Genomic DNA, 17,346 nt, shown 5'->3' with positions numbered 1-17,346 from the left:
ATTAGTCCTTCGAGGTAGCGGAGCGGGCGGCGTCGAGGTGGGACTTGGCGATCTGTTCCAGGTGCGTCAGGTCCGAGGCGATGGTGGTGAAGGTGTAGCCCTGCGTTAGCCGCTGCGCCGCAACGGTGCCGGCGGGGGTGTGGATGCCGGCGGCGATGCCTGCGGAGGCGGCTGCCTCGGCGATGGTCTCCAGGGCGGCGTTGAATTCGGTCTCGACGGCGGGATCCCCGGGGAACGCCCCGCCCACCGCGATCGCGAGGTCGGACGGGCCCACGTAGATGCCGTCCAGGCCCGGGGTGGCGCAGATTTCCTTGACGTTGGCCAGGCCTTCAGGGGTTTCGATCATGGCGAAGACCAGGGTGGTGGCGTTGGCCTCGGCCGGGACGGGGCCGATGCGCAGTGCCGAGCGCATGGGGCCGTAGGAGCGGCCGCCCAGCGGCGGGTACTTCGCTGCCGCCACGGCCGCGGCGGCGTCTTCGGCGTTGTTGATGAGCGGAACGATGACCCCCACGGCGCCGGCGTCCAGTGCCTTGCCGATGGCTGTGAAGTCGTTGCCTTCCGTCCGGACCATGCCGACGGCGGTGTGCCCGGCGTCGATGGCCATCAGCCCGTTGAGCACGCCGGAGTAGCCCAGCAGGCCGTGCTGCGCGTCCAGGGCAACGTAGTCGTAGCCGAGGCGGCCGATGCGTTCGGTGGCCACGGGCGCGTCCAGCACCGCCCAGTAGCCCACCGCCTGCTCACGGGCGCGGATCTTGCGGGCGAATTCGAGGGCCAGTTGGGAGGTCATCAGAGTCCTTCAGTCAGTTCGGTTCAGTCAGTGCGAAGAGTCAGGAAAGCGTCAGCGGTTGTAGGCGGGCATCGGGCCGCGGAGCGAGGTGCCCACGGCGTCGCAGGCGTCCACGACGTCGGCCGGGAGCGGTCCGTTGCCCACGGCGGCGATGTTGGCGCGCAGCTGCTCCACCTTGGACCCGCCCAGCAGCAGGGACCCGACGCCGTCACGGTAGGCGAGCCAGCGCAGCGAGAGTTCCGCGAGGGTCACGTCAGCGTCGGCGGCGATCCGGGACAGCTCGCCGATCGCGTCGAACAGCTGCTTGTCCCAGTACCGCTGCGTGTACATGGCGGCGAGCTTGGAATCGCCGTACCGGCCCTCGGTGGGCTTGGCGTCGAAGCTGTGCTTGCCGGTGAGCAGGCCGCCGCCCAGCGGGTTGTAGACCATGGTGTGCACGTTGTGGGTGGACGCGAACTCGAGGTATTCCTCCTCCAGCCGGCGGGCCACCAGGTTGTAGAGCTGCTGCGCAACGACAGGCTGCGGTGCACCCACTTCTCGGGCCGTGTGGATCACGTCGGCGATCTGCCAGGCGGCGAAGTTGGAGACGCCCAGCGCGCCGACCTTCCCTTCTTCAACCAGCGAAGCCACGGTGGACAGCGTTTCGGCAAGCGGGGTGGCCCGGTCCGGCTGGTGCAGGTAGAACAGGTCGATGCTGTCGACGTTCAGGCGACGCAGGCTGCCCTCCACGCTGGCCCGCAGGCCAGCCGCTGACAACGGCGCATTGGAGCCGTGGTCCGCGTGCGGCATGCCGGCTTTGGAAGCCAGGATGACGCCGTCGCGCTTTCCCTTCAGAAGGCGGGACAGCATCTCCTCGGTGACCCCGCCCACGTAGGCGTTGGCGGTGTCGATGGTGGTGATGCCGGCGTCGAGCGCCTCCTCCACCATCCGGCCGGCGGTGGCTTCGTCGGCGGTGTCGCCGAAGGTCATGGTTCCCAGGACCAGCCGGGAGATGGGGAGTTTCAGGCCGTCCACCTGGGCGCCTTGGGGCTGCGTGCTCATGCGTTGATTCCTCGTGGTTGCGTTTCGAAGAGAGTCAGGAGTTTGAGAGGGCCAGCGAGCGGACGATGTGCCGCGGCTTCAGGCCGGTCATGGTGGAGGGGTCCAGGGCCGCGCGGCGGAGCTTGCGGGTGTAGTCCTCCTTGGGCGTGGTCAGGACAGATTCCGTGGTGCCAAGTTCCACCAGCTTGCCCTTCTGCATCACCATGACGGTATCGCTGATTTCCTGCACCACGCCCAGGTTGTGCGAGATGAACACGTAGGTGATGCCGGTTTCGTCCTGGATGGACTTGAGGAGCCGCAGCACCTGCGCCTGGACAGAGACGTCCAGGGCGCTGGTGGCTTCGTCGCAGACCAGCAGTTGGGGCTTGGAGGCCAGCGCCCGGGCGATCCCGATGCGCTGGCGCTGGCCGCCGGAGAACTCGCCGGGGTGCTTGTCCAGGGACCGGACGGGAAGGCCCACCTGGTCAATCAGCTTCGCCGCCGCCGCATGCCGTTCGGCCTTGGAGCGGACTCCCTGCAGCTTGAGCGGTTCGGCCACGATTTCCTGCGCGGTCATGTGCGGGTCCAGGGAGCCGTATGGATCCTGGAACACCATCTGGAACTTGGAGCGCATGGGCCGCAGCTTCGCTTCGCTCATGGCCGCGATGTCCGTCCCGTCGAGGTTGATCTTGCCGCTGGTGGGGGTCACCAGCCGCATCAGGGCCTTGGCGATGGTGGATTTGCCGCAGCCGGATTCACCCACCACGGCGATCGTCTTGCCTTTGTCCACGGAGAAGGAGACGTCGTCCACGGCGCGGAAGGTGCCGCCGGGGACGTGGTAGTCCACCACCAGGTTGTCGACGGCGAGGAACGGCTTAGTCATGGCGTGCTCCAGTAGTGGTCAGGGTGGCGTTGGGGGTTTCGTCCCACGGCCCCAGTACGGGCACCGCGGCCAGCAGCGTGCGGGTGTACTCGGTGGCGGGGTGGTCCACGATCTGCTGGACCTCGCCGGATTCGACGAAGGACCCGTCCTTCATCACGTGGATCCTGTCAGAGATGAGCCGGGCCACGCCGAGGTCGTGCGTGATCATCAGGATGCCGATGCCACGCTGTTCCTGCAGTTCCAGCAGCAGGTCCAGAATGCCGCCCTGCACCGTGACGTCCAGGGCCGATGTCGGCTCGTCCGCCACCAGCAATTGCGGCTCGGACGCCAAAGCGATGGCTATGAGCACGCGCTGCAGCATGCCGCCGGAGAGCTGGTGCGGGTACTTCTTCAGTTGCTTCTCCGGCGTGGGGATGTGCACCTGTTCCAGCAGCCGCACGGCCCGGGCCTGCAGCGCGCCCTTGTCCTTGGCGGAGGCGGCGCCGGCGATCCGGATGGCCTCGAACAGCTGGCTGCCGATCGAGTGCACGGGGCTCAGTGCCGTCATCGGGTCCTGCGGGATCAGCGCCAGCGTCCTGCCACGCACCTTGTCGATGGCCCTGGGGTCGGCGGAGATGTCGACGCCGTCAATCAGCACGGTGCCGGACAGGACCGCCAGGTCCTCGGGCAGCAGGCGGAGGATGCCCATCGCCGTCGTAGATTTTCCCGAACCGGACTCCCCGATGATGGTGACCGTCTCGCCCCGGTGGATGCTGAAGCTGACGGAGTCCACGGCGCGGATGATGCCGGCGTCCGTGATCAGTTCCACCTGGAAGTCGCGGACCTCCAGCAGCGGCTGCTCGGTGAACGTGGGGGAAACAGACATGTCAGGCACCCTTCTTCTTGCGGCGGGGACGGTCGCGGAGGCCGTCGCCCAGCAGGTTGACGCCTACCACCATGAGCACGATCACCAGGCCGGGCAGGGTGACCATCCACCAGGAGGTGGTGATGTAGTCCTGGCCGTCGGAGATGATCCGGCCCCAGGTGGCGAAGGGGCGCTGGGGGCCGGCACCGAGGAAGGACAGCGCGGATTCGAGCAGCACGGCCTGCGCCAGCAGGAGCAGCACCACCAGGGTTGCCTGCTTGATGACGTTGGGGATGATGTGCCGGATCAGGATCTGGATGCGGTGCAGGCCCAGGATCCGGGCGGCGGAGACGTACGGCTTTTCGCGTTCCACCAGGACCATGGAGCGGGTCAGGCGGGCCACCTCGGGCCACTGCGCGATGGCAATCACGAACGTGATCACGGGGATGGAGGGGCCGAAGAGGGCCACCACCAGCAGCAGCATCATCAGCAGCGGCAGGGACATCTGGGCTTCGAGGAGACGGGAGACAATGGTGTCCACCCAGCCGCCGAAGTAGCCGGCGGCGGAGCCGAGGATCACGCCGATGGCCCCTGAGACCAGGACTGCCAGCAGGCCGATGGTCAGCGAGACCTGGCCGCCGTGCAGGACGCGGGAGAGCAGGTCGCGGCCCAGCTGGTCGGTGCCGAACAGGTGGCCGTCGGTGAGCGGGGGCAGGCGCCGGGCGGCGAGGTCCTGGAAGTTGGCGTCCGGGAGCGGGAGCACGTTGGCCAGGATGATCGGGATGATCACCAGCAGGGTGCAGATGGCGCCGACCACCAGTTTCCATTGCGCGGCTTTCCGACGTCGGGTGGCGCCGGCCCGGGCAAGGTCCGCCTTGGTGACGGCGCTGGGGCTTGGCTGCCGGGTTGGCGCGCCGGTGCTTCCGGACGGGCCGGCGGGGGTTGCGGTGTGGAGGCTCATGCTGTGGCCGCCTTTCCGAGACGAACGCGGGGATCAAGGAGCGGGTAGGCGAGGTCGATCAGCAGCTGCACGCCTACGGCCAGGAGCGCGGTGATGAGGACCGTGGCCTGGATGAGGGGGTAGTCGCGGGTCTCGAGGGCCCGGACAATCAGGGAGCCCACGCCGGGCCAGGCGAACACCACTTCCACCACCACCACGCCGTTGAGCATCGCGGCGAACCGGGTGCCCAGGGCGGTGAAGACGGGGATGGCGGAGTTGCCCATGGCGTAGCGCCAGGTGAGCAGGGAGCTGCGGACACCGCGGGAGCGGGCCACCGTGAGGTACGGGGCGGCGAAGTTGGCGGTCATTTCGCGGCGGACCATGCGGGAGATCAGGGCGATCTGCAGGATGGCGATGGTGACGGTGGGGAGCACCAGCCCGCCCCAGGTGGCGAAGCCGGAGGCCGGGAAGATGGGCACCAGCACGGCGAAGCCGGTGAGGAGCATGATGCCGGTCCAGAAGTCCGGCATGGACTGCCCGGCGATGGTGAGCACGTTGACGCCGAACTCGCGGCCGGTGTCCGGGCGGCGGGACATCCACACACCCAGCGGGATGGCGACGACGGCGGTCAGCAGGATCGCGGCCGTGGCCAGGGTGAGGGTGTACGGCATGCGTTCGAAGACCACCTGCATGGCGGGTGCCTGGAACGAGTAGGACTGGCCCAGGTTGCCGGTGACCAGCTGCTGGATGAAGATCCAGTACTGCTCCAGCAGGGGCTTGTCCAGGCCGAACTGTTCGCGGACGGCGGCCAGCTGGTCGCTGGTGGCCAGGGGGCCGGCGTAGGAAACGGCGGGGTCTCCCGGGGCCATGCGGATGAGGATGAACACGGTGGACACCGTGAGGAACACGGTGAGCAGGCCCTGTCCCAGGCGTTTGAGGATGTAGTTCGTCATGGCTTAGGCCTCCAGCCGGACATCAACGAGGGGGTAGGAGTTGGTGGGGGCCAGGTTGATCCCGGAGACCCGCTCCCGGTGGGCCAGGACGGACTTGGGGACGAAGGCCCAGGCGCAGGGCCAGGTGTCCCAGACTGCCTGCTGGGCTTCGTTGAGCAGTTCGGTCCTGCGGGCCGGGTCCGCTTCGGCGGAGGCGGCCTGGATCTTGGCGGTGACCTCCGGGATCACGTAGCCCTGGTAGGTGTCGCGGGTGGCTTCCTTTTCGGGGGTGCCGGTGTACATGCCCTGGAGCATGGTGATGGCCAGGCCGGTGGGGCTGGGGTAGCCGTTGCCCAGGAGGTCCCAGTCGCCCTGCTTGCCCTGGCGCCAGGCGAGGATGTTGCCGCCGGGTTCGAACTGCTGCAGCTCGGCCTTGACGCCGATCTTGCCGAACATTTCCACCAGGGCTTCCATCACGGAGGTGTCCGAGGCGAATTCGCCGGTTTCCCAGATGATCTTCAGGGTGAGGTCCTTGACGCCGAGTTCGGCGAGCCGGGCCTTGGCCTGCTCGGGGTCGTAGACGTATTCGCCGGTCTTGTAGTAGCCGGTGAGGCTGGAGGGGGTGACGCCTTCGGCCTGGGTGACGGAGTCCACCAGGACGTCCTTCACCAGGGACTGGCCGTCGATGGCCATGCTGAGGGCCTGCCGCACGCGGGGATCGGCCAGGGGGTGGCCGGCGGGTTTGCGGAAGTTGAAGAAGATCTGGTTCAGGCGGAGGCTGGAGGATTCCTGCAGCGTGACGCCGGGCAGCCCGCCCAGCTGTTCGCGTGAGTCCGGGGTGATGGAGTCGATGATGTCCACCTCGCCGCTGCGGAGGGCGATGACGCGGCTGGATTCCTCGGGGAGGAACCGGACTTCCACGTTGTCCACCTGCGGGGCGGGGCCCCAGTAGTTGGGGTTGCGTTCCAGGCTGTAGGTGCCGGCGCCGCGGTTGAACTTGGTGACCACGTAGGGGCCGGTGCCCAGGCCGTCCTGCAGTTCCTCCGGCTTGTTCTGCGCGGCGGGGGTAATCAGGATCATGCTCATGAGGCTGTCCAGGATGGGGACGGGCTTCTTGGACACCATCTTGAAGGTGCGCTCATCCACGGGGACAACCTCGGGGAATTCGGGGAAGAAGCCGGCCACGAAGGAGCCCTGCACCTGCTTGTACATCTTCAGGGCGGTGGCAACGTCCTCCACGGTGACGGGGCTGTTGTCCGAGTAGCGGATGCCCTCACGCAGGCGGACGGTCCATTCGGTGGGGCCGGTCATCTCGAAGCGTTCGGCCAGCACCAGGATGGGCTTGGTTTCGGGGCCGATGGCGGTGAGGCCCTGGCGGACCGCGCGCTGCACGGTAACGGCGGCGTCGAACTGGTTGAGCTTGTTGTCCAGGCTGACCAGGGAGCGGTTGAGGGCCAGGGTCAGGGTGCTGGGACCCGGGAGGCCGGTGGGGCCTGCGCAGCCGGCGAGGCTGCCAGTACCCAGCAGAAACCCTGCGGCCGCGCCGAACTGCAGCAGGCGGCGGCGGGAAATCTCACTTCCTTGAGGAAGAACGGTCATCGTTGACCTCTCGGTAGGTTGGGGGTTCGGCGGGCGCCGGGGTGGCTGTGCCGAATGTTGTGTCCATCACTTTGCCACTCCTGCGCAGTTTGCGCAACCCATCTAGCGTGATTCGCGCAACCGTGTCATGATGATGGAAAGCTTCCCGCAGTCAGCGGGTTCCAGCCCACTACCGATTTCGAGAGGAGCACCGTGGCTTCCGTATTTGTGCAGGCTGACGACTTCTCCGGAGCCGCCGAGGTTGGCTGCTGCTTTGTGGGGCACGGCCTGTCCGCGCAGGTTTCCCTGGGCACGGGCAGCTTCCCCGGAACGTACGACGGCGGCGCGTCCCCGGGTGCGCAGGTCACCGACGTGGTGGTCATCGATACCCACTCCCGCGGGCTGTCCGCCACCGATGCCGAGGCATTGGTGAAGGACGCCTTCTCCGCACCTGCCGCGTCCGGTGCGCAGGTGCTGTTCAAGAAGATGGACTCCCTGTGGCGCGGCAACATCAGCGCCGAGACCGCCGCGTTGGCGGGCCTCGGCTATCACGTTGTGGTTGCGGGGGCACTCCCCCAACTGCAGCGCACAGTGCGAGCCGGCCGTCCTTTTGTTGCCGGTTCTCCCCTGGCGGAGACGGACCTGTGGCAGGCGGAGGCCCTGGCCCCGCCGGTGGACATTCCGTCACTGCTCCGCCCGGAAGAACCGGCATCGGTGCAGTTCCTGGATTTGGAGGCGGTGCGGTCAAGCAGAGTGCCGTCCCGCCTGGCCGGGCTGCTGGACGGCCGGCCCGCGCTGGTGGTGGCTGATGGTGAAACCGTGCAGGACCTGGAGCACGTGGTGGATGCCCTCCTGGAGCTGGGTTTCCAGTCCGGCGGGCGCCGCATTGTGCTGGTGGGAACCGGCGGAGCGGCCGATGTCCTCGCGCAGCGGCTTGCCACCCACACTGCGCAGAATGCGCACAGTGCGGCAGCGGCGGACGCAACCGACGCAGTACCGCAGGACGCGCACCGGCCGGTGCTCGCCATCGTCGGCTCCGCCTCGAAGACTGCGCAAGCCCAGCTGGCGCAGCTGGAACGCCAGGGTTTCACGGTGGTCCGGCTGCACCCGCTGTATGCGGGTGCCAAAGACGCCTACGCTCCCCAACTGGCCCAGGTTTCAGCAGATTTGAAGGCAGGCCGCCGCGTCGCCGTCACACTGGCCGCCGCAAAAGTGGACCCGTCCGGCTCAGCCCGCATCGTGCAGGCGCTGTCCACGTTCGCGGCCCAGGCGGCGAAGGCAACTCCGACTGACCTGATCCTCACCGGCGGTGAGACGGCCCGGGAAGTCCTGGACGCCGCAGGCCGCAACACCCTGGTGCCGCTCGCGGCGGTGCAGCACGGGGCCGTGCTGAGCCGCGCCGACGACGGGACGCTGGTGGGCACCAAGCCCGGCAGCTTCGGCGATGACCTGGCCCTCCTGCAGCTGTATGACGACATCCGGGAGCGCCGGTCCGCGCCGGCTCCCGCCACTACCCTTCCCCGCAAGACTTCCGAACAATCTGGAGCAACAATGACTGACGCAGCAAACCCGAACCAGCTTCCCTTCGTGGCCGTGACCATGGGCGACGGCGCCGGCGTGGGCCCCGAGGTGGTGGTCGCCGCCGCCCTGGACCCGCAGAGCAACGCCGAGTGCCGGCCCGTGGTGATCGGCGACGCGCTGCGGCTGCGCCAGGCCGCCGAGGTGCTGGGCATCGAGGCGGACATCCAGGTGATCACGGACGTGGAGGATGCGGTGTTCACGCCGGGCCGGGTGAACGTGATCGACCTGAACCTGCTGCCGGAGGACCTGCCGTGGGGCAAGCTCTCCCCCGTGGCCGGGCACGCCGCGTACGAATACATCCGGGTGGCCAGCGAGCTGGCCATGGCCGGGAAGGTGCAGGCCATCTGCACCGCGCCGCTGAACAAGGAGGCGCTGCACGCCGCCGGGCACATCTTCCCCGGGCACACCGAGCTGCTGGCGCACCTGACGGGCACGGAGGAAGTGTCCATGATGCTCTCCACACCCAAGATCCGGGTGATCCACGTGACCACCCACATCGGGCTGATGGACGCGGTCCGGAAGATCAACCCGGACCTGGTGGAGCGCACCATCCGCCGCGGCCATGAGGCGCTGGTGCGGGCGGGCATCCCCAACCCGAAGATCGGCGTGTGCGCCATCAACCCGCACGCGGGTGAGAACGGCCTATTCGGGCAGGGCGAGGAAGCGGAGAAGATCGAGCCGGGCGTGAAGGCGGCGCAGGCGGCCGGGATCAACGCTGTGGGCCCGCTGCCGGCGGACACGCTGTTCTTCCTGGCCGGCCGCGGTGACTACGACCTGGTGGTGGCCATGTACCACGACCAGGGCCACGGTCCGGTGAAGGTGCTGGGCATCGAGGCCGGCGTGAACATCACGGTGGGCCTGCCGGTGATCCGCACGTCCGTGGACCACGGCACCGCGTTCGACATTGCCGGCAAGGCGATCGCCGATTCCCGGTCCATGGTGGAGGCGCTGCACCAGGCGGCGGAGATGGCCACCCGGCCTGCCGTGGCCGTGTAGTTCCTGGGTTTGATGGGGGCCGGAACTAGCATGGGTAGCACTGCCACCGCCATGCCCACGGGAAGGAGACCGGGAATGCTCAGCGCAAACGCGCGGCGCGAGGAGATCTACCACCTTGCCGTGACCACCGGCCTGGCATCCGTGGAAGAGCTTTCGGCCCGGTTTGAGGTGACCGCGTCCACCATCCGACGCGACCTGGCATTGCTGAACGGGCAGGGCCGGCTGGCCCGCACCTACGGCGGCGCGATGGCGCTGGGCGCGCACCCGGAGGCGTCGCTGCGGCAGCGCACCGGTGAGGCGTTCGAGCAGAAGCACGCGATCGCCCGGTGGGCGGGTTCGGTGATCCAGCCCGGGGAGAACATCCTGCTCGACGCCGGCTCCACCGCGGGTGCCCTGGCGCACGAGCTGCGCGGGTCCGGTCCGCTGTCCGTGACGACGCCGGGCATCAACACGTTGCAGGAGCTGGCCGACTGCGAGGGCATCGAGGTGGACTGCCTGGGCGGCCGGCTCCGCGGCGTCTCGCAGAGTTTTGTGGGGCCTCTGGCCGAGGCGGCGCTGGAGCGGATGAGCTTTGACCGGGTATTCCTCGGCGCCGACGCCGTCACCGCCGAGGACGGCATCTGCGAGGCCGACCACGCCCAGACCCGACTCAAGGAGCTGATGGCCCGGCGCGGGCGGTCCGTTTACGTTCTGGCGGACTCGTCCAAGCTCGGCCTGCGGCCGTTCCACGCCTGGGCGCGGCTCGCGCTGCCGTGGACTTTGGTGACGGACGACGGCGCCGACCCCTCCCAGGTGCAGAAGTTCCGGGAGGCCGGCGTACTTGTTGAGGTGGCCGCCGTCGGCGGGTAAGTCTCGTGAGTACGCTTTTTGGATTGATGGACGTTCTACCGGGCCTGCCGATAGCCCATCTCAGCGGAAATGGCCGCGGCAGCACCTTGGACCGGGGCAAGGAGTTCGCGCATACGGTTTGCCGGCATATACGGGGCCGTTGCCGAGACGCTGATGGCGCCCACAATGGATCGTGAACCGTCCCGGACGGGCGCGGCCACGCAGCGGATCCCCGGCTCGTTCTCTTCCATGTCATAGGAATAGCCGCCCTTGCGGTAATGGTGCATCCGCGCCACGAAGTCGTCCTCGGCTTTAGCGCCTGCGTTGCTGGCAGCTGGCGCCGCAGCCGCGTCGTCAGCGGGCGTCTCTGCACGCCATCGTTCAACCCACGCCGCCGCGTCATCGTCCAGCAACAGTGCCTTGCCGATGCCCGTTCGCGTGAGAGGCATGCGCAAGCCGACCTGCGAGCGCATCTCTGCTCCCCGCTGACCCGATATCTTGGCGAGGTAGAGTACCGAGCCATTGTCACGGACGGCCATGTGAACCGTGTCCAAGACCTGGGCTGCCAGATTGTCCAGGTGGGGTCCTGCCACCGCCGCGAGCGGGTTGGACGAGAGAGCACCGAACCCCAACTCGATCAGGGTGGGCCCAAGGCCCAGTCCCGCAACCGTGTCCCGCACGTAGCCCTCGCTTTTGAGTGCCTGTAGGAGCCGATGCACCGTGCTGCGTGGCAGCCCGGATAGCCGTTGCAGCTCTGGCGCGTCCTTGGCCCCGCCTGCAACGTAACGCACCAGGGATAGTCCGTTCAGCAGCGTTTGGGCACCCTTGGGTGAGTTTTCAGTTGCCCCGCCATTTTTCACATTCCCACTATATGGGTTGTGATTGAACATTGTGGGACGTCGCTTCTAAGTTCATTCCATGCCTCATCCCACCCCGCCCTCACAGCCCGCCCTCGTGGCTCTCGACTGGGGCACGTCCTCCCTTCGTGCCTGGTCACTCGACAGCAGCGGCAGCGTCCTGTCGGCGTCAACATCACAGGACGGCCTCCGCGCCGTCGGAGGCCGAGCTGCAGCGGACAAAACAAGCTCAACGCAGGCTTTCGCCGATGCCCTCGCCGTGATCTATAGCCAGCTGGGCGCAGCGGGAGTGCCTGCACTGGCATGCGGAATGGTAGGCGCCGAAGGTGGTTGGACCACGGCTGGCCGTCTCGACCTCCCGGCCCCGGCAGAGGCCCGGGCCTTTCAGCCGGCCGCCGTTGCCGGTGCGTCGCCAGCGGTCAGCATCATTCCAGGCTTGAAGACAGCACCGGATGCGACGGGCGCCTGCGATGTTATCCGCGGTGAGGAGACACAGGTCCTCGGGGCGTTGGCACGCTTGGGCAACCCTGCAGAAGCCAACCTCATCCTTCCCGGCACGCACACCAAGTGGCTTCAGGTGGCAGACGGAAAAATCATGAACTTCCAGACAGCCATGACGGGCGAGCTGCACGCAGCGCTGCTGGAAGCCACAATCCTCGGAGACCCGGTCAGGCGTGGCGAAGCCGGCGCGGCTGCATCGCCGCAGGAGCTTAGCGCCGCGTTCGACTCCGGCCTACAGCATTCGCTTTCGCATCCCGGACAGCCCTTTGCAACGCGTGTTTTCAGCACCCGCACGCGGTACCTTTCCGGGGAGCTGGAACCATCCGGCGTCTCGTCCTACCTGTCTGGCTTGCTGATCGGCGATGAGACAGCAGCCATGCTTCCACAAGCCCTGGCACCAGGCGCTCCGGTGGCCCTGTGTGCAGACGGTCCGCTGGGGGCCCTCTACCAACGGGCCCTGTCGGCTCAAGGCGCTCAAATGCCGTTGTTGGAGGACACCGCCCTTGACGGCCTTCGAGCTGTCGCCCGCGCTTGGGGCCTCTTGCCGGAAACCGACTCCACGACCGCACTCACCGTCTCCTAAGGATCCCTGTGTCTTCCAACCCCACCGGACTCATCGCCATCCTGCGCGGACTCACCCCCCAGGAAGCACCCGCCGTCGGCCGTACTCTCTACCGCGCGGGTATCCGAACCCTCGAAATACCGCTCAACTCCCCGGATCCGCTCGAGTCCATCCGCCGGATGCGTGACGACCTCCCCGACGACGCCCGAGTGGGTGCCGGCACTGTCCTCACCCGAGCGCAGGTGACGGAGGTCGCAGAGGCTGGCGGCGAGCTGATCGTGTCCCCCAACGCCAATACCGAGGTCATCGCTGCCACGTTGTCCTTGGGCCTGGCCAGCTATCCGGGCGTCGCCACACCCAGCGAAGCATTCGCCGCCCTCGGCGCGGGTGCCACCGCACTGAAAATCTTTCCCTCCGAGACCGTCGGCATTGCCGGGATGAAGGCCTGGGCCTCCGTCCTGCCCGCCGGAACGTCACTGCTCCCCGTCGGCGGCGTTGACGACAAGACGCTGACTCCCTGGTTGGAGGCTGGAGCGGCGGGGGCTGGCATCGGCTCATGGCTGTACAAGCCGGGCCGCTCAGTCGAGGAAATCGCCGCGCGGGCGGATTCCCTCGTGGCCGTCTGGCACGCTCACGCCGCGCGCAAATAGAGAGACCCTGCAACCGAAAGGCGACGAGCCTATGAAAATCGCTTCCATCACCACCTACACCGTTCCGCCGCGGTGGCTCTTCGTAAAAATTGAGACTGACACCGGCGTAGTTGGCTGGGGCGAGCCCGTCCTGGAAGGGCGCGCGGCTACTGTCGCAGCGGCTGTTGATGAGCTGGCCGATTATCTGATCGGGAAGGATCCTCGCCGCATTGAGGACCACTGGACGGTCATGTATCGTTCCGGCTTCTACCGGGGTGGTGGGGTCCATATGTCCGCACTTGCCGGACTCGACCAAGCCCTCTGGGATATCAAGGGCAAGGCGCTGGGCGTGCCCGTACACGAGCTGCTTGGTGGGCAGCTCCGCGATTCCATCAAGGTGTACTCATGGATTGGCGGTGACCGGCCCGGTGAGACCGCCGCCCAGGCGCGCGACGCCGTGGCACGCGGCTTCACAGCCGTGAAAATGAATGGGCCCGAGGAGCTGCAATACATCGACACCTGGGACAAGGTGGAGCGGGTTGTGCACAACGTCTCCGAGATCCGCGACGCGGTAGGCCCGAACATAGGGATCGGCGTCGACTTCCACGGTCGAGTGCACCGGCCGATGGCCCGCGTACTGCTGCGGGAACTTGAGCCCTACCATTTGATGTTCGTCGAGGAGCCGGTGCTATCAGAGCACGTGAACGGTATTGCGGATGTTCTACGGGAATCATCCACGCCGATCGCGCTGGGCGAGCGCCTGTTCTCGCGCTGGGACTTCCGGCAGGTGCTGGAGTCCGGCGTTGCCGACATCATCCAGCCGGACCTCTCCCACGCGGGCGGAATCACGGAGGTCCGCAAGATCGCTGCCATGGCCGAGACCTACGACGTCGCGCTTGCCCCGCACTGCCCGTTGGGGCCAATTGCCCTGGCAGCCTGCCTGGCCGTGGACGCCGTCAGCTACAACGCGGTCATCCAGGAGCAAAGCTTGGGCATCCACTACAACAAGTCCAACGACCTGCTGGACTACGTCACTGATCCGGGTGTCTTTGACTACGCGGACGGCATGGTCAAAATTCCGTCCGGTGCGGGCCTGGGCGTGGACATCAATGAGGAGTACGTCATTGAACGGGCCCAGGAGGGCCACCGCTGGCGCAACCCGGTGTGGCGCCATGCGGATGGCTCCTTCGCTGAATGGTGACCCCGCCCCAACTTCTTTCTTCCACCCAGGTTTTCCAACTTCTCACGACGAGGTGATTCCATGAATGCAATCCTCGCGCCGTCCACACTGCGCAAACTGAATCTGAAAATTATCCCTTTGGTGATCATCTGCTATTTCATCGCCAACCTGGACAAGACCAACATTTCCATCGCGGCACTCGACATGAATGCCGATCTGGGGCTGACGGCCACGATGTACGGCGTCGGCGTCTCCGTCTTCTACATCACCTACCTGATTTTCGAAGTACCCTCCAACCTCCTGATGACGAAGGTTGGACCGCGCATCTGGATTGCCCGCATCATGATCTCCTGGGGGCTGGTCAGTTCTCTGATGTGTCTGATCCAGGCGCCGTGGCAGCTCTACACTTTACGGCTGCTGCTTGGTGCGGCCGAGGCGGGTTTCGCCCCCGGGATCATCTACTACCTGTCGCAGTGGTTTCCGCAGGCCAACCGCGCCCGTGCCATGTCCTTCTTTTATATGGGTTCGGTGGGCGCCTCGGTGGTGGGCCTGCCCCTCGGTGGCGCGCTACTGAACCTGGAAGGTTTCCTCGGTGTGAGCGGCTGGCGCTGGCTGTTCGTGATCGAGGGCATTCCCGCGGTTGTGCTGGGCATCGTCATCCTCTTCGTCATGCGTGATACGCCGCACAAGGCACCCTGGCTGTCCCGCAAAGAGGCAGATGACTTGGTGGCAGTCCTCGAGGCCGAGCGCGGTACCGCTACCATCGGTGCGCACGTTCCCTGGTACAAGGCGGTCGCAAACCGGACCGTCCTTGGTCTTTCCGCCGTGTGGTTGTTCCAGGCGTTCTGCACCATCGGCGTCACCCTGTTCATGCCGTTGATCCTCAAGGGCCTGGTTCCGGACTCCGGCAGCGTATTGGTCGGGTTCCTTGCCGCGGTACCGTTCCTGTCAGCCATCTTCTTCATGTATTTCAACGGTCGCAGCTCAGACCGGTCCGGTGAGCGTTCCAAGCACCTTGCCTTTCCGCTCATCGCCGCCGGCATCTGCATGGCCCTGGCTCCTTACAGCCCGGCCGTCGTTGCCTACATTTTGCTGATTCTTGCTGTGGGCCTCACGTTCGCACTTACGCCGGTGTTCTGGGCCGTGACCACCGAGAAGATAGTTGGAGTTGCCGCTGCAGCTTCCATCGCCGTCATTAACACCGTGGCCCAGTTTGCCGGCCTTGGCCTGCCGCCCATCCTCGGTGCCATCAAGGACAACACAGGCAACTACAACGGGGGTCTGCTGTTGATCGCTGCGGCCCTGATCGCCGGCGGCGTCCTGGGACTCCTGATAACCCGCGACCACCGGTCACACAATACGCCTGCGGTCCTCACAGGCCCAGACGGACCGAAACTGCAAGGCCAGCCGGTAGAGGACGAAGTAAGCAAGCGATGACAACCGCAGCTGGCGCCACTGCGCAGAAGACTCCACTGCTTCAACACGCCCCGTTGCCGGACATGCTGCTGCAGGCACTCCGCCGGGATAACGAGGTCGTGGACTTCCACGCCCTTACAGATACAGCCTTCAGAGAGCGTGCTTCGGAGTTCGAGATCCTGTTGACCAACGGCGAGGACACCGTGACACGCGAACGAATGAGGTCACTGCCAGCCTTGAAGTTGATAGCCAATTTTGGAGTTGGTTATGACGGGATTGATGTGCAGACGGCGGCCGAACTGGGTGTGCGGGTCACCAACACCCCCGACGTGCTGACCGACGACGTTGCTGATCTTGCCTTGGGCCTGCTGCTTGGAGCGTCCCGCCAGATCCCGGCGGCCCAGGGCTTCTTGGAGTCAGGCGCATGGGCGGGCGGTGGGTTCGCTTGGACGCGCAGGGTGTCCGGATCGCGGCTGGGCATAGTGGGGATGGGCCGGATCGGGGAGGCCGTGGCACGGCGGGCATCCGCCTTTGACATGGCAATCCGCTACTTTTCCCGCCGGGCCAAACCGGGCGTGGGCGAGGGGTATGAGCCATCGTTGATGGCTTTGGCCACGTGGGCGGACGCGTTGGTCGTTTGCCTTCCCGGGGGCGGGGAAACCAAGGGACTCGTCGACGCCAAGGTTCTGCAGGCGCTCGGCCCGCGGGGCATCCTGGTAAATGTTGGACGCGGCTCGGTGGTTGATGAGGACGCACTCATTCGTACCCTGCATGCGGGCGAACTTGGCGGCGCCGGATTGGACGTTTTTGCCTCTGAGCCCCATGTGCCGCAGGAATTGCAAGGACTGCCCAACGTGGTGCTCACACCGCATATCGGCAGTGCAACGTGGCAAACACGTCTGGCCATGTCCACGCTTGTCGTGGAGAACATAACGGCGTTTCAGCAGGGCCTGCCGCTTGTAACACCTGCCGCCTAGAACCGGTCCTTGCCTGCGGGTGGGTCATGATGGGGCGCTTCCGGTTGGGCCGGAAGCGCCCCGTCTTGTTTCGGGGACCCTGGCTACTCGGCGATGTCCACGCACCGCTGGTCATCCAGCACCACCACCTCAACCCCGCGTGACCTCAAAAGCTCCAGTTCGCCGTCGAACGTCCTGGCCTCCCCCACCACCACGCGGGGGATCTTGAACTGAATGATGGTCCCGGCGCACATGGCGCACCGGGGCCAGGGTGGTGTACAGCGTGCTGTGGCCCGTTCACTGCCTGGCCTAAGGGTGGGTAACCTGCTTCTATCGACGAAGAGAACCACTGAAACGGAGACACGCATGCACGCCGTACTCGAATACACCTACGCAGACGACTACCTCGAGAGCCGCGAGCAGTACCGCGCGGACCACCTCCGGGCGGGGTGGGAGGCCGTCGAACGCGGCGAGCTCCTGTTGGGCGGCGCCATCGGCGAAGGACCCTTCAAAGGGCTGCTGATCTTCACCGGCGAGAACCCGGTGCAGGCGGCTCAGGCTTTCGCTGCGGCCGACCCCTATGTCATCAATGGCGTTGTGACGGCGTGGACCGCCGGCCCGTGGACCACAGTGCTCGGCAACGACGCTGCCTCACCGGTCCACCCCTAGGCGTCGCCAGGGCCGGCGCTACTCGGCGATGTCCTCCGCCCAGAGCTCCGGCTTGTCCGTCTGGAACGCCGCCATCATGTCCACGCACCGCTGGTCATCCAGCACCACCACCTCAACCCCGCGTGACCGCAAAAGCTCCAGTTCGCCGTCGAACGTCGTGGCCTCCCCCACCACCACGCGGGGGATC

Annotated in this window: 16 protein-coding genes and 2 pseudogenes; 8 read left to right on the top strand and 10 right to left on the bottom strand. The window is 66.5% G+C overall.

What is annotated here, in order from left to right; translation table 11 throughout:
- Position 1: 1 nt before the first annotated feature.
- Genes HNO81_RS19390 through HNO81_RS19360 form a run of 7 tightly spaced genes read right to left on the bottom strand, consistent with a single transcriptional unit; the run spans position 2 to position 7,005 of the window.
- Positions 2-787 carry an HpcH/HpaI aldolase/citrate lyase family protein gene (locus HNO81_RS19390; protein ID WP_175319724.1) on the bottom strand — a complete coding sequence of 262 codons (786 nt, stop codon included), beginning with the start codon at positions 785-787 and terminating at the stop codon, positions 2-4.
- A 51-nt stretch (positions 788-838) separates the two neighbouring features.
- A complete protein-coding gene (locus HNO81_RS19385) occupies positions 839-1,828 on the bottom strand; it encodes an aldo/keto reductase (protein ID WP_175319723.1) in 990 nt (329 codons plus the stop codon).
- 34 nt (positions 1,829-1,862) lie between these two features.
- Positions 1,863-2,690: an ATP-binding cassette domain-containing protein gene (locus HNO81_RS19380; protein ID WP_175319722.1), complete on the bottom strand. Its 828-nt coding sequence runs from the start codon at positions 2,688-2,690 to the stop codon at positions 1,863-1,865.
- Entirely contained in the window at positions 2,683-3,555 is an 873-nt protein-coding gene (locus HNO81_RS19375) for an ABC transporter ATP-binding protein (protein ID WP_175319721.1), read from the bottom strand. Before HNO81_RS19375 ends, HNO81_RS19380 begins: the two co-directional genes overlap by 8 nt.
- Position 3,556: 1 nt before the next feature.
- Entirely contained in the window at positions 3,557-4,495 is a 939-nt protein-coding gene (locus tag HNO81_RS19370; RefSeq protein WP_018762018.1) for an ABC transporter permease, read from the bottom strand.
- Positions 4,492-5,427, bottom strand: coding sequence for an ABC transporter permease (locus tag HNO81_RS19365; protein WP_175319720.1), 936 nt, complete (start codon positions 5,425-5,427; stop codon positions 4,492-4,494). Before HNO81_RS19365 ends, HNO81_RS19370 begins: the two co-directional genes overlap by 4 nt.
- Before the next feature lie 3 nt (positions 5,428-5,430).
- Complete coding sequence (locus HNO81_RS19360) at positions 5,431-7,005, bottom strand: ABC transporter substrate-binding protein (RefSeq protein ID WP_175319719.1); 1,575 nt, start codon at positions 7,003-7,005, stop codon at positions 5,431-5,433.
- Between the two features lie 192 nt (positions 7,006-7,197).
- Here HNO81_RS19360 and pdxA point away from each other — a divergent pair, with 192 nt between their 5' ends.
- Both pdxA and HNO81_RS19350 read left to right on the top strand, forming a co-directional pair.
- A complete protein-coding gene (gene pdxA / locus HNO81_RS20510; RefSeq protein WP_175319718.1) occupies positions 7,198-9,561 on the top strand; it encodes a 4-hydroxythreonine-4-phosphate dehydrogenase PdxA in 2,364 nt (787 codons plus the stop codon).
- A gap of 75 nt (positions 9,562-9,636) precedes the next feature.
- Entirely contained in the window at positions 9,637-10,410 is a 774-nt protein-coding gene (locus HNO81_RS19350; RefSeq protein WP_175319717.1) for a DeoR/GlpR family DNA-binding transcription regulator, read from the top strand.
- A 35-nt stretch (positions 10,411-10,445) separates the two neighbouring features.
- Here the strand turns inward: HNO81_RS19350 and HNO81_RS19345 are convergent, their stop codons facing one another.
- On the bottom strand, positions 10,446-11,279 hold the full coding sequence (locus HNO81_RS19345) for an IclR family transcriptional regulator (RefSeq protein WP_175319716.1): 834 nt from the start codon (positions 11,277-11,279) through the stop codon (positions 10,446-10,448).
- Positions 11,280-11,307: 28 nt separating this feature from the next.
- Here HNO81_RS19345 and HNO81_RS19340 point away from each other — a divergent pair, with 28 nt between their 5' ends.
- The 5 genes from HNO81_RS19340 to HNO81_RS19320 are packed head-to-tail and all read left to right on the top strand — an operon-like array spanning position 11,308 to position 16,511.
- Positions 11,308-12,330, top strand: a complete 1,023-nt coding sequence (locus tag HNO81_RS19340; RefSeq protein WP_175319715.1) for a 2-dehydro-3-deoxygalactonokinase — start codon at positions 11,308-11,310, stop codon at positions 12,328-12,330.
- A gap of 8 nt (positions 12,331-12,338) precedes the next feature.
- Positions 12,339-12,959: a 2-dehydro-3-deoxy-6-phosphogalactonate aldolase gene (locus HNO81_RS19335; protein WP_175319714.1), complete on the top strand. Its 621-nt coding sequence runs from the start codon at positions 12,339-12,341 to the stop codon at positions 12,957-12,959.
- A 31-nt stretch (positions 12,960-12,990) separates the two neighbouring features.
- Positions 12,991-14,139 carry a galactonate dehydratase gene (dgoD, locus tag HNO81_RS19330; protein ID WP_175319713.1) on the top strand — a complete coding sequence of 383 codons (1,149 nt, stop codon included), beginning with the start codon at positions 12,991-12,993 and terminating at the stop codon, positions 14,137-14,139.
- Between the two features lie 60 nt (positions 14,140-14,199).
- Positions 14,200-15,555 (top strand): MFS transporter, encoded by a 1,356-nt coding sequence (locus HNO81_RS19325; RefSeq protein WP_175319712.1) that lies wholly within the window; start codon positions 14,200-14,202, stop codon positions 15,553-15,555.
- The gene (locus HNO81_RS19320; protein WP_175319711.1) at positions 15,552-16,511 is read left to right on the top strand and encodes a 2-hydroxyacid dehydrogenase; all 960 of its coding nucleotides are present in this window, start codon (positions 15,552-15,554) and stop codon (positions 16,509-16,511) included. The genes HNO81_RS19325 and HNO81_RS19320 overlap by 4 nt, the downstream gene beginning before the upstream one ends.
- Before the next feature lie 83 nt (positions 16,512-16,594).
- On the opposite strand, the pseudogene HNO81_RS19315 reads toward HNO81_RS19320, so the two are convergent.
- Positions 16,595-16,778 (bottom strand): annotated as a pseudogene (locus HNO81_RS19315) (deaminase); the annotation flags it as partial.
- Between the two features lie 78 nt (positions 16,779-16,856).
- Here HNO81_RS19315 and HNO81_RS19310 point away from each other — a divergent pair.
- Positions 16,857-17,159, top strand: coding sequence for a YciI-like protein (locus tag HNO81_RS19310; RefSeq protein WP_175319710.1), 303 nt, complete (start codon positions 16,857-16,859; stop codon positions 17,157-17,159).
- Between the two features lie 18 nt (positions 17,160-17,177).
- Here HNO81_RS19310 and HNO81_RS20245 read toward each other — a convergent pair.
- Positions 17,178-17,346 (bottom strand): annotated as a pseudogene (locus HNO81_RS20245) (nucleoside deaminase); the annotation flags it as partial.

This window comes from Pseudarthrobacter sp. C4D7 (assembly GCF_013359725.1).
Lineage (GTDB): Bacteria > Actinomycetota > Actinomycetes > Actinomycetales > Micrococcaceae > Arthrobacter.
This window is presented reverse-complemented; position numbering and strand designations above follow the sequence as displayed.